Genomic DNA, 12,727 nt, shown 5'->3' with positions numbered 1-12,727 from the left:
AACGGAAAATGCGGTTGTCCATTTCGATTTCTGTTCGATCATGAGCGTTTAGACAGGCTCATGCCGCCAACAGCCTATACGTAATTTCCCTTAAGCCGAAACCCGACGTCGGATTTCGGTGACATGCAAAAGCCTCGATCCTAGCACTCTTACTGCCGCGTTGCGGCGCTGGCATCGCGTCGTTCCTTGAATTCGGAACCCGATTTCCACTCCGGCCAGCGATCGGAATAGGCAAGGCTGTTGCCGATATCGAACATCACATTGATGTCCTGCAGCGCGCCATCCAGATTCCAGTCCGGTGACCAGGCATCACAGGCTGCGTGATAGCAATTGCCGGTATAATCATCGATCCATTTCTGACCGGCTTTCCTGCCGCCCTCGACCAGATCAGATGCACCAGCGAGGCTCATCATCAGCAGCACCGGCACGCCACGCTTGGCGAGAGAAAAATGATCGGCGCGAAAAAACAGCCCGCGTTCGGGCAGATTTTCCTCGGTCACCACCCGGCCTTGCAACTTGGCAAATCGGGCAAGATCATCTTCCAGCGTTCCCTGCCCCTTTCCGACCAATATCACATCTTTCGCCTTGCCGGCGGTTTGCAGCACATCGATCGCCAGATTGGCGACGGACTTCTCTACCGGATATATCGGATTTTGGGCGTAGACTTCGGAACCGAGCAGACCACGCTCTTCCGCGCTCCAGGCAGCGATCACGATCGTCCGATCCGGTTGCGGCATGGATTTGAATTTGCGCGCGATCTCCATGATTCCGGCGATACCGAGCGCATCGTCATTGGCACCGGCGCGATAGATTCTGCCCTCGTCATCGGGCGGCCCCTCGCCATAGGCGTCCCAGTGCGCGCCATAGATGATCGTTTCGTCGGGCCGCGATTTTCCGGTGATCTTGCCGAACACATTCTGGCTTTGCACCACTTCCTGTTTCACCGGATAAGCCGCATCAAATCTTGCGCCGATCGGTACCGGCCTGAAATCGTTTTTCCTCGCCGCGACCCGCAGTTTTGCCAGGTCGAGCCCGGCATCGTCGAACAGTTTCTGAGCGGTGCCACCGCTGATCCAGCCCTGCAGGGCCAGGCTGGTCATTTCGCCATCGGACCGCGCAATGCCGTAATTTTCGCCCTGAGGACTTTCCACCACACTCCAGCCATAGCCTGCGGCTTCGGTTTCATGGATGATCAGCGCCGCGACCGCGCCGCGCCGCGAGGCTTCCTCGAACTTGTAGGTCCAGCGTCCATAATAGGTCATCGCCCTGCCGCCAAATATACCGGCCACCGCCTCATCGGCGGCAGCGGCAAAATCCGGATCATTGACCAGAAAGACCGCAACCTTGCTGGTCAGATCGACATCCTTGTAATCGTCCCATTCGCGCTCCGGCGCGGTCACGCCATAGCCGACGAAAATCATGTCCGCATCCTCGACCACCGCCCTGTCCCTGGGCTGCAGGGTCGATACATAGATGTCCTTGCCTGCTTCGAGCGCTGTTGTTTCGCCCTTGGCGGAAATCGACAGCCTGTCCGGCTTGCCGAGAACCGTGTGCAGCAGCGGAACCGGCTGCGTCCAGCTACCGTCGACACCGCCGGGTTCCAGACCCAGCGCCTCGAATCGTCCGATCAGATAGCCGATGGTCCGGTCTTCACCCGCCGTCCCCGGTGCGCGCCCTTCGAACTGGTCGAGAGTCATGGTTCTGACTGTCCGGGTGATTTCCCCGGCGCTGATCTCGGTCGCCTGATCGGCGGATTGCGCATGAACCGGTGATGTAAACAGCAAGGCGGTGGCGGACAACAAGCTGAGGGGGCGACCTGAAAACAACATAAAACTCCTGTCAATGCTCTATGGGGCCGATACTAGCCCATCACCCCGGATTTGCACGTGAAGTTTTTTACGCTATCTTTTGCACAAAGACGAAGGCTCGGCTAACGGCTGCCCATGCTTAATTTCAACAATATAACCGTGCGCCTCGGCGGCACCGTGATCCTCGATGGCGCAAGCGCAGCCCTGCCCCCCGGCGCCCGTGTCGGCATGATCGGCCGCAATGGCGCGGGCAAGTCGACCCTGATGAAGGTGATCGCCGGCATGCTGGAACCCGATGACGGCAGCGTCGACATGCCGAAGGACGCCCGGCTCGGCTATATCGCCCAGGAAGCACCGGCCGGACAGGACAGCCCGCTGGACACCGTGCTCGCTGCTGACGTCGAGCGGGCATCGCTGCTGGCAGAGGCGGAAACCGCCGCCGACCCGCACCGGATTGGCGAAATCCACGAACGGCTGAACATGATCGAGGCGCACAGCGCCCCGGCGCGGGCGGCCAAGATCCTGATCGGCCTGGGTTTCGACGAAACCGCCCAGCAGCAGCCGATGGATAGTTTCTCCGGCGGCTGGCGTATGCGCGTCGCATTGGCGGCCCTGCTCTTCTCGCAGCCGGAAGTGCTGCTGCTCGACGAGCCCTCGAACCACCTCGATCTCGAGGCAACCCTGTGGCTGGAGAATTTCCTGACCAGCTATCAGGCGACAATATTGGTGATCAGCCACGAACGTGACCTGCTCAACAATGTCGTCGACCATATTCTGCATCTGCAGCACGGCACCACCACCCTCTATCCCGGCGGCTATGACGCGTTCGAGAAACAGCGGGCCGAGCGCCAGGCACAGCTCGCGTCCTCGCGCGAAAAGCAGATCGCCCAGCGCGAGAAGCTGCAATCCTTCGTCTCTCGCTGGGGCGCCAAGGCGCATAGCGCGAAACAGGCGCAGAGCCGGGTCAAGGCGCTCGCCCGGATGGAGCCGATTGCCGCGGCGATCGACGATCCCTCGCTGAGTTTTCACTTCCCCAGCCCGGCGGAACTGAAACCACCGCTGATCACGCTGGACGATGCGGCGGTCGGTTATGGCGACAATATCATCCTCTCCGGCCTCAACATGCGCCTAGATCCCGACGACCGGACCGCGCTGCTCGGCCGCAACGGCAACGGCAAGACCACGCTTGCCCGGCTGCTCGCCAGCCAGCTCGAACCGAAAAAGGGTGCGATCAACAAGTCGGGCAAGCTGACCGTCGGCTATTTCACCCAATATCAGGTCGAGGAACTGGACACGGCAGACACGCCGCTGGAACATATGACCCGGCTGATGAAGGATGCCAAACCCGGCGCGGTACGCGCCCAGCTCGGCCGTTTCGGATTTTCCGGTGACAAGGCGACGATCAAGGTCGGCAAATTGTCCGGCGGCGAACGGGCGCGGCTGGCGCTGGCGATGATCACCCGCGATGCCCCGCATCTGCTGATCCTCGACGAGCCGACCAACCATCTCGACGTCGATGCCCGCGAAGCGCTGGTCCACGCGCTCAACGAATATAGCGGCGCCGTCATCCTGGTCAGCCACGATCGCCATATGCTGGAATTGACCGCCGACCGGCTGGTCATGGTCGATGGCGGCAAGGCGGAGGAATTTTCCGGGACGCTCAAGGACTATACCGACTTCGTTCTCGGCAAGAACCAGCCCGGATCATCGGACGGCAAGGCCAGCGGCGGCAACCGCAAGGAAGAACGGCGCGCGGCAGCAGAGCGGCGCAAGCAGCAGGCCGAATTGCGCAAGACCGTCACCACCGCCGACAAACAGATGCAAAGCCTGGGCGCGGACATCTCGGCAATCGACCGCGCCATGTTCGATCCCGCTTCGGCGGATCCGAAACATGCCGATCTGGCGATGTCGGACCTGATGAAATTGCGGGCCGAAACGCAGGACCGGCTCGACAAGGCGGAAGCGCAATGGATGGAAGCCACCGACCGGCTCGAACAGGAAAATGCCGATGCCTGACCGGCGCCAGCGATGAGCGAAACCTGGAAGGTCTCGATTCCCTGCACCCGGGCCGAGGCGCGGATACTGGCGGCGGACTATCTGTTCGTCAGTTCCGCCGATTCCTCGCCGACCATCGTCGCCAGCGAGACCGACGCCAAACGTCCCGACGAATGGATGATTGACGTCTATTGCGATGCGGAACCGGACCCGGACCTGATCGCCAATCTCCTGCTGCTGTCGCCCTCGGCGCAAGCGGCATCGGCCGCGCCCATGATCGAACGGCTCGCGGACGAGGATTGGGTGACGATGAGCCAGCAAGGCCTCGAACCGCTGCGGGCCGGACGCTTTCACGTCCATACCGCGAGCGGCCATCCCTCCGACAATCCCGGCCTGACCAATATCTGCATCGACGCCGGCCAGGCCTTCGGCACCGGCCATCACGAAACCACCATGGGTTGCCTGCAAAGCCTCGACCAGCTGCGGCGTTCCGGTCACCGCTTCCGCCATATCGCCGACGTCGGCACCGGCTCCGGCCTGCTCGCCTTTGCCGCCCATCATCTGTGGCGCGATGCGAAGATCATCGCCAGCGACATTGATCCGGTGGCGGTCGCCGTGACCGAAGCCAATGCCGGGCAAAATGCCATCAAACTCGGCAATGGCCGCAGCCAGATCCGTCTGGTCCGGAGCAACGGACTCGATCATCCGGCGCTAAGGCAACGCGCACCGTTCGATCTGATCATCGCCAATATCCTGGCCGGTCCGCTGGTCGCGCTGTCGCCGCAAATCGCGGCAGCCTCCGCGCCCGGCACGGTCTTGCTGCTCGCCGGCTTGCTGAGCCGCCAGCAAGCCGAAGTCGTTCGCGCCTATGTCCGCGAAGGCTTTCGCCTCAAACATGCCCGGCTCGCCAATGAATGGCCGTGCCTGACTCTGGTCAAGGCAAAAAAATATGGCTGGACCCGCAAGCCGCACCGGAAAAAATCGCCGCTGGCATCGGATTATTTCGGGGAATGCTAGAGTGCCCCTGCGTAGGGCGCAGGCGACGAAAGCTTCGGGGAAGCTTTCTAAAGCCGAGCGGTCCATCTAGGACCATTCCGTCAAAACGCCATTGCGGGAGATGGATACCCTGCCTTCGCAGGTCCACACCCCATCAAACGACCGTAGCCTCACCCGCTTTTGACCGCGCATAGTCCTGCGTCCCTTCGGTCAGCACCTCATCGCCCTCGACAATCTCGGCAATCCGGATATCAGGCAGGCCGGTGATCCGGTCATAGACCGGCTTGAAATCGGTCTCCACCGTCACCCGCAGCAGTTCATCCAGACTGGGGATGACGAAATAATTCTGCTGATAGTCGTCGATCCGGTACTCGGTGCGCAGCACCCGTTCGAGATCGAACAGGATGCGGTTGGGGCTGGGATCATCGAGCGCAAAGACGCTCTCGCCATAGCTCGAGACAATCCCCGCGCCATAGATGCGCAGGCCTTCCGCCTCCTGGATCAGGCCGAATTCCACCGTATACCAGTAGAGCCGGGCCAGTTGCTTCAGTGTGCCATATTCCAGCGCCCGCAAGCCGCCGCGCCCGTATGCCGCCATATAATCGCCGAAGCGTTGGTCGGCCAGCATCGGCACATGGCCGAAGACATCGTGGAAAATATCCGGTTCCTTGAGATAGTCGAGCTGGTCGCGGCGGCGGATGAAATTCCCGGAGACGAAGCGCCGGTTGGCGAGATGGTCAAAGAACACATCATCCGGCACCAGACCGGGTACCGCCACCACCTGCCAGCCCGTGGCATCCATCAATATCCGGTTGAGCTCGTCAAAATCGGGGATGCCGGGCCGCGACAGTTTCAGGATATCGATACCGTCGAGAAACGCCTGGGCGGCGCGACCGGGCAGCATTTTCTGCTGGCGGGCGAACAATATGTCCCAGGTTTCATGATCTTCGGCGGAATAGCCCTGCCAGTCCTGGTCGATCGTCCAGTCGGCATTTGCGTGCGCTGGCGGCTTGTCATAGACATGGGTTTCGGAATTGGGCGTTTCAGACATGCCCCATGATAGAGCAAAAAAGGTTTCAATGGCAACTTTAACGGCCAAATGGGTAAAACGCGGCGCTTTGGCGCTAGCTGCGGTCATCGCCCTCTATCTTGTCGCCGCGCTCGCGGGCAGCCTGCTGCCGGTCAACCGCGACTGGCAGCGTCCCGAGCATGGCATCGAACTGTTCATCGAAACCAACGGCCTGCACAGCGGCATCGTCATGCCGATCTGGAACGATATCCACGACTGGACGCCGCTGGTCCGGCCCGAACATCTGCAGGACCCGTCGCGCTACGGCAGCCATATCCTGGTCGGTTGGGGCCATGAGGGCGTCTACCGCAACACCCGCGAGTGGAGCGACCTGCGCGCCAGCGACGCCTTCAGCGCGATATTCGGCAGCAGCAACGTGCTTATCCACATTGACCACCTGCAATATCCACAGGCTTATCCCCATTATCGCCGCAGCCTGAGGGTCAGCGCCGCCGAATATCGGAAAATCGCGGCGGCAATCGAGGAAAAATTCTCTCTCGACCGCCAGTACCGCTCGCAACCATCACCGGGCTATGGCGACGCCGACCTGTTCTACCGGTCACACGGCCACTATAACGCCTTCTACACCTGCAACAACTGGACCAGTGACGTCTTGCAGCAGGCCGGCATCCGCACCGGCCTGTGGACCCCGTTCCAGGGCGGCGTGATGCGCTGGTTTCCGGAAGAAGGGGAGTGAGGGCGAAGGGGCCAGTTCGTCATCCTGAACTTGTTTCAGGATGACGTGTCCAAGGTCCTGCACCTGATTACTTCTTCTCCCGTGAGGGAGAAGGGTCCCCCCGATGACGCTGCCCGCACGATATGGGCCCTTCGACAAGCTCAGAACGAACGCTAGCTCTTAGCCCCTCCTTTTCAAAGGAGGGGTTGGGGTGGTTTCTCTCCTCGGAAAGGCGCGGTTTGAGGAGAAACAGAGCCTCCCAGCAAGCGGGGAGCATTTATATTCGGGATTCAACATCGTCACCAACAACCGCCAAACGCTATCCCGCCCCAGCCACAATTTCCGCCCAGGCCGCCTCGTCAATCACCTCGATCCCCAGTTCCGCCGCCTTCTTCGCCTTCGAACCCGCGCCCGGCCCGGCCACCACCAGATCGGTTTTCGCGCTCACCGAGCCCGAAGCCTTGGCCCCCAGCGCCTCGGCCTGCGCCTTGGCTTCGTCGCGACTCATCGTCTCCAGCTTGCCGGTGAAGACTATGGTCTTGCCGACCACCGCGCTGTCGCGGGTTTCGACGATATAATCCGGTGGTGACACCTCGCTGAGCAGGTCATCCCAGACCGTCCGATTATGCGGCTCGTGAAAGAAATCCGCGAGCGCCTGCGCCACCGTCGGACCAACGCCATCAATCGAGATGATCTCCGCCCACGCCGCATCGCCTTCAGGATTCACGACACCCTCACCGTTCGTGTCGAGCGAAGTCGAGACACGTTTCTCCCCGTCCCCGTCTCTCGACTGCGCTCGAGACGAACGATATTCTTGCGATTCTATGGCCAGATCCGCAATCTCCTGAATCCTCGGCAACGTCACAAAATTCTTCAGCAAGTCCCGCGCCGTAACCGTCCCGATATGCCGTATACCCAGCCCGAACAGCAGCCTTGCCGCATCCGGCTGCCGCTTCTTTTCCACAGCCGCCAACAGATTATCCACAGACTTTTCCTGCCAGCCTTCGCGGGCCAATATCGCCGCCCGATGCTGGTGCAGGCGGAAAATATCCGCCGGACTTTCGATAAAACCGGCCTCGATAAATTCGGCGATGCTCTTCTCGCCCAGACCATCAAAATCCAGCGCGCCGCGCGAGACAAAATGGGCCAGGCGCTGGAAGCGCTGCGCCGGACAGATCAGGCCGCCGGTGCAGCGCACATCGACCTCGCCTTCCTCGGCCACTGCTTCGCTGCCGCATTTCGGGCAATGGTCGGGGAAATGATAGGGATCGCGAGCCTCGTCACGGGTCAGATTCTCGACCACCTGCGGAATCACGTCCCCGGCGCGCTGGATCACCACCCGGTCACCGGGACGCACGCCAAGCCGGGCGATTTCATCGCGGTTGTGCAGCGTGACATTGGACACCACCACGCCGCCGACCGTCACCGGCTTCAGCCGTCCCACCGGGGTCAGCTTGCCGGTCCGCCCGACCTGGATATCGATAGTCTCCAGCGTCGTCTGCGCCTGTTCGGCCGGAAATTTATGCGCGATCGCCCAGCGCGGCGCCTTGGCGACAAAGCCAAGCCGCTGCTGCCAGTCGAGCCGGTCAACCTTGTAGACCACCCCGTCGATATCATAATCCATATCCGCCCGCTCCGCTTCGATATGGCGATAATGGCCGAGCATTGCTTCCAGCGTCTCGAACCGCTGGACCAGCGGCGAAACCGGCACACCCCAGCTGGCAAGAGCGCTCATCACCTCCAGCGCTGTATCCCCCGGCAACCCGCTGTGCACACCCCAGCCATGCGCCCAGAATTTCAGCGGCCGTTTGGCGGTGATGCCCGCATCCTTCTGGCGCAAAGATCCCGCGGCGGCATTGCGCGGATTGGCAAACTGGCGGATTTTCTCGGGATCGAATTCGACCCCCTTGGCAGCGGCGTCCGCCCTGCCCTCGTCCATAAGCCGTTCGTTCAGTCCGGCAAAATCCGCCTTGGCCATATAGACCTCGCCGCGGATTTCAAACAGGTCGGGGATGGGAGGGGAATCGGTTAGCCCTGAGCCTGTCGAAGGGCGCTTCTCGTCCGATAACCGTGCTTCGACAAGCTCAGCACTAACGGCAAGCCGCTCCGGAATATCCGATATCATCCGCACATTGGCGGTCACATCCTCACCCACCTGCCCGTCCCCGCGCGTCGCCGCCAGTACCAGCTCGCCTTTCTCGTAGCGCAGCGAGCAGGACAGCCCGTCAATCTTGTCCTCCGCCGTCACCGCAACCGGCGCATCCTCCGCCAGATTCAGAAACCGCCGCACCCGCGCCAGCCATTCGGCGATATCCTCGTCCGCAAAACCGTTATCGAGGCTCATCATCCTTTGTGCATGCGCAACCTTGGACAAGGGCGAAGCCGCCACCGCCGCCCCGACCAGCCTGTTCGGGCTATTGTCCCGCACCAGATGCGGAAACGCCGCCTCCAGCTCATCATTCCGCCGCACCAGCGCGTCATAATCCGCATCGGAAATTTCCGGTGTGTCTTCAGCGTGATAGAGCCTGTTATGCTTGGCGATCGTCCGCGCGAGGCGCATCAGTTCGTTAGCGGCTTCGGCTTCGGAGATGTTTTCAACAGGAGTTGCGCTCACAAAAAGCCCCTCCTCTTCAGAGGAGGGGTTGGGGTGGTGGAGGCCTGACGCCCTTTCCACCGATCCGGCGTTCCCTCCAACGCATCCACCAAAACCAACAAAACCCCCTCCATATTTCCCATCACATCCAAATTGGTAAAACGCACCGTCCGATATCCCTTTCCCCGCAACCGGTCATCCCGCTTGAAATCCGCGTCGACATCATGGGTATCCCCATCCACTTCCACAATCAGCTTTTTCAACGGACAGAAAAAGTCGGCGATATAATATTCGATCACGGCCTGACGCCGGAATTTATGGTCCTTCAGTTGCGAAGCCGACAGATGCCGCCACAAACGCTTTTCTGGCTCGGTAGGATTGCGCCGCATTTCCCGCGCACGGGCGAGAAGGGTAGCGCGGTCGGTCACCCTCTTAGCCCCTCCTTTTTAAAGGAGGGGTTGGGGTGGTTTCTCTCGTCTGAAAGGCATCCCTCCATCGCGTAGCCCCTGCATCCCGCCGCAACCCCTTCGCTGCGCGAGCGATGCTTTCGCATCGCCACCACCCCAACCCCTCCTCTGAAGAGGAGGGGCTTAAGATTGCGCGTTAGTTCAAGGGCGGGTACTGGATAAGAGGCGACTAAAAGCTCAGGAAATGCCTCCTTGGCAATTACCATCAAACCCCCTCCAGCAACCGATCCGCCTGCGCCCTCGCCTCATCGGTGACATCCGCCCCCGACAGCATCCGCGCAATTTCCTGTCGTCGCCCGTCATCATCCAGCGCCGAAACATCGGTGCGCGAGACGGTGCCGCTGAGCGACTTGTTGATCAGCATATGCGCGTCACCCTTGGAGGCGACCTGCGGGCTGTGGGTGACGACCAGCAATTGCGCACCCTTTGATAGCCGCGATAGGCGGTCACCGATCGCCGAGGCGACGGCGCCACCGACGCCGCGGTCAACTTCGTCAAAAATGATCGATTTCAGACCATATTCTTCCGCCAAAGCCACTTTCAGGGCCAGAATGAACCGCGAAAGTTCGCCCCCGGACGCAATTTTGCCCAAGGGGGCGAGCGGCGCCCCCGGGTTGGTCGAGATCAGAAATTCGATCCGGTCCATTCCGCTTTTATTCCAATGTTCTTCGGACAGTTCTTCCAGCAAAGTCTCAAATCTGGCTGCGTCCAGTTTCAGCGGTGCCAGCTCCGCCGCGACCGCCTTGTCGAGCGCCTTCGCCGCCTTGCTCCGCTGCGCCCGCAGCTTTTCCGCCGCGGCCTTGTAAGCGGCTTTCGAGCGGTTCAACAATGCTTCCAATTCTTCCAGCGTCCTGCCTCCATCGCTGATCGCCGCCAGCTTGGCCTGCAGTTCGCCGAGCAGTTCCGACAACTGGTCCGGTTCCACCCGATGCTTGCGCGCCAGACCGCGGAGATCAAACAGCCGGGTCTCCATATCGTCGAGCCGCTGCGGGTCGAAGCTCAGCGCAGCAGCGGCGTCATTGAGCTTGTCCTCGGCCTCGCTGGCATCGATGATCGACCGGTCGAGCGCTTCCAGCGCCTCCTTGAGCAGCGGATGGTCCTCGGCGATCCGGTCGAGCCGCCGCGCCGCTGCACGCAGTGACGCCAGCCCGCCTTCGGATCCATCGAACGCCGAGCGAATCAGCTCCAGATCGCCGGTCAGCTTCTCGCCCTTCATCATCGTCGCCCGGTCGAGCGCCAGTTCCTGTTCCTCGCCCGGCTGCGGCGCAAATTTGGCCAGTTCGGCCACGCTATGTTCGAGATATTCGCGGTCATTCTCCGCCGCTTCCTGATCCTGTTTTGCCTGTTCCAGCGCGGTTTTCGAGGCCTGCCAGGCGTCAAAGGCGTCGCTGAGCGTGCGGCCTTCGACACCGGCAAAGGCATCAAGCAAGGCTCTGTGCCCGCGCGGGTTGATCAGGCCGCGATCATCATGCTGGCCGTGGATCTCGATCAGTTGTCCGCCAACGGTGCGGAGCAAGGCGGCCGAACAGGGCTGGTCGTTGATGAAGGCGCGGCTGCCGCCGTCGGCCTTGACCGATCGCTTGATGATCAGCGGCTCGCCGGGTTCGATTTCGATATCATTTTCGGCCAGCGTCACGGCCAGCTTGCTGCCTGCGGCCGGTGTGGCGAAACTGGCGGTCACCTGCGCCTTGTCGGTCCCCTGACGAACCAGGCCGCTGTCCGCCCGGTTGCCGAGTGCCAGCCCGAGGCTGTCGAGCAGAATCGACTTGCCTGCGCCGGTTTCTCCGGTGAGCACAGTGAGGCCCGACCCGAATTCGAGATCGAGCGCCTCGATCAGTACAATATCACGGATGGAAAGGGACTGCAGCACAGAGCCCTCTTAAATCACGTTTACCCTAGCTGCAACGCATTGCAGCTAGTCTCAGGTCGCACCATGTTTGTTGACCAGATCATAAGCGCGTTTATACCATGTCGTGCCCGGATAATTGGCACCTAGGACGGCGGCCGTCTTCTTCGCTTCGACAGGTACACCCAGCGCCAGATAGGATTCGGTCAGCCGCATCAGCGCTTCCGGTGTGTGCGTGGTTGTCTGATATTTCTCGATCACCGTGCGGAAGCGGATGGTGGCGGCGAGCCACTTGCCGCGCCGCTGGTAAAAACGGCCGATTTCCATTTCCTTGCCAGCCAGATGGTCGTTGACCAGATCCATTTTCAGCTTGGCATCGGCGGCATAGCGCGAATCAGGATAGCGCCGGGAAACCTCGCCGAGAGCCGCGAGAGCCTGCTCGGTAATCTTCTGGTCGCGGCTCACATCGCTCATCTGCTCATAATAGCAGAGCGCGATCAGATAATAGGCATAAGGCGCGTCCTTGTTGCCCGGATGGATCGACAGGAAGCGGCGCGACGATTCGATCGCCTTGTTATAGTCATTCGCCATATAATAGCTGAACGCGCTCATCTGCTGCGCCCGGCGGGCCCAGGGAGAATAAGGATGCTGGCGTTCGACTTCGTCGAACAAAGCTGCTGCAATCTTGTATTGCCCGCGATCCAGCCGTTCTTTTGCGGCATTGTAGAGCGTGTCGACATCGCGTGCGACATATCTGGTATCGGAGCCGCCGCCGCTGCTCCCGCCACCCAGCAGCGCGCAACCGGAAAGCATCGTAGCGGAGAGACCCAGTGCGGCCCATTTGATAATGTGTTTTGTCATATGGCAGACCTCTTAACCGCTTGTTTTCGTCCAGCCAAGAATAAAGCAAAAAAAGCCGCTGGAGCAGATAGACCGTCCCTGTTCTGTTGCAGCTTTACCAGACATTAATCTGGCGATGCGGGCACAATTTTTTTCGTGCCGGAACCCTGGCCAGGCAATTTTCCGCAAAATCAGAGTCATCACCGGAATCCACAATTACCTGTCGGCTCTCCGTCAAAAAAAAGGGCCCGGATCGCTCCGGGCCCCTGGTTTTTCATTTTGCAGAAATCTAGTCTTCGGTAATCGAAGCAGGCAATGGAATATCACCGCCGCCTTCATCCTTTGGACCGTCGTTGTTCCGGCCACGTCCGCCGCCGTCACGGCCACGTCCGCCGCCGTCGCGTCCGCGACCGCCGCCACCAGCACCGTCACGGCGC

Annotated in this window: 9 protein-coding genes; 3 read left to right on the top strand and 6 right to left on the bottom strand. The window is 60.9% G+C overall.

The window, feature by feature from the left end; genetic code table 11:
• Nucleotides 1–149: 149 nt before the first annotated feature.
• The gene (locus ACEW8J_RS05045) at nt 150–1,829 is read right to left on the bottom strand and encodes a M20/M25/M40 family metallo-hydrolase (RefSeq protein ID WP_373490548.1); all 1,680 of its coding nucleotides are present in this window, start codon (nt 1,827–1,829) and stop codon (nt 150–152) included.
• Between the two features lie 114 nt (nt 1,830–1,943).
• Between ACEW8J_RS05045 and ACEW8J_RS05040 the strand changes: the two genes are divergently transcribed.
• Nucleotides 1,944–3,824: an ABC-F family ATP-binding cassette domain-containing protein gene (locus ACEW8J_RS05040; protein ID WP_373490547.1), complete on the top strand. Its 1,881-nt coding sequence runs from the start codon at nt 1,944–1,946 to the stop codon at nt 3,822–3,824.
• 12 nt (nt 3,825–3,836) lie between these two features.
• On the top strand, nt 3,837–4,820 hold the full coding sequence (locus ACEW8J_RS05035) for a 50S ribosomal protein L11 methyltransferase (protein WP_373490546.1): 984 nt from the start codon (nt 3,837–3,839) through the stop codon (nt 4,818–4,820).
• Nucleotides 4,821–4,953: 133 nt separating this feature from the next.
• Here ACEW8J_RS05035 and phhA read toward each other — a convergent pair whose 3' ends face one another.
• Entirely contained in the window at nt 4,954–5,850 is an 897-nt protein-coding gene (phhA, locus tag ACEW8J_RS05030; protein ID WP_373490545.1) for a phenylalanine 4-monooxygenase, read from the bottom strand.
• Between the two features lie 28 nt (nt 5,851–5,878).
• On the opposite strand from phhA, the gene ACEW8J_RS05025 reads away from it, so the two are divergent.
• Nucleotides 5,879–6,565, top strand: coding sequence for a TIGR02117 family protein (locus ACEW8J_RS05025; RefSeq protein ID WP_373490544.1), 687 nt, complete (start codon nt 5,879–5,881; stop codon nt 6,563–6,565).
• Between the two features lie 298 nt (nt 6,566–6,863).
• On the opposite strand, the gene ligA is transcribed toward ACEW8J_RS05025, so the two are convergent.
• From ligA to ACEW8J_RS05005, 4 genes are all read right to left on the bottom strand, one after another.
• A complete protein-coding gene (gene ligA, locus ACEW8J_RS05020; RefSeq protein ID WP_373490571.1) occupies nt 6,864–9,104 on the bottom strand; it encodes an NAD-dependent DNA ligase LigA in 2,241 nt (746 codons plus the stop codon).
• A 50-nt stretch (nt 9,105–9,154) separates the two neighbouring features.
• Complete coding sequence (locus ACEW8J_RS05015) at nt 9,155–9,565, bottom strand: endonuclease domain-containing protein (RefSeq protein ID WP_373490543.1); 411 nt, start codon at nt 9,563–9,565, stop codon at nt 9,155–9,157.
• A gap of 244 nt (nt 9,566–9,809) precedes the next feature.
• Nucleotides 9,810–11,474, bottom strand: coding sequence for a DNA repair protein RecN (recN, locus tag ACEW8J_RS05010; protein ID WP_373490542.1), 1,665 nt, complete (start codon nt 11,472–11,474; stop codon nt 9,810–9,812).
• A gap of 51 nt (nt 11,475–11,525) precedes the next feature.
• Nucleotides 11,526–12,311, bottom strand: a complete 786-nt coding sequence (locus ACEW8J_RS05005) for an outer membrane protein assembly factor BamD (RefSeq protein WP_373490541.1) — start codon at nt 12,309–12,311, stop codon at nt 11,526–11,528.
• Between the last annotated feature and the right edge of the window lie 416 nt (nt 12,312–12,727).

This window comes from Parasphingorhabdus sp. (assembly GCF_041748495.1).
In the GTDB taxonomy this organism is placed as follows: domain Bacteria; phylum Pseudomonadota; class Alphaproteobacteria; order Sphingomonadales; family Sphingomonadaceae; genus Parasphingorhabdus.
The sequence above is the reverse complement of the archived record's forward strand: the minus strand, read 5'-3'. Positions and strand labels throughout refer to the sequence as shown.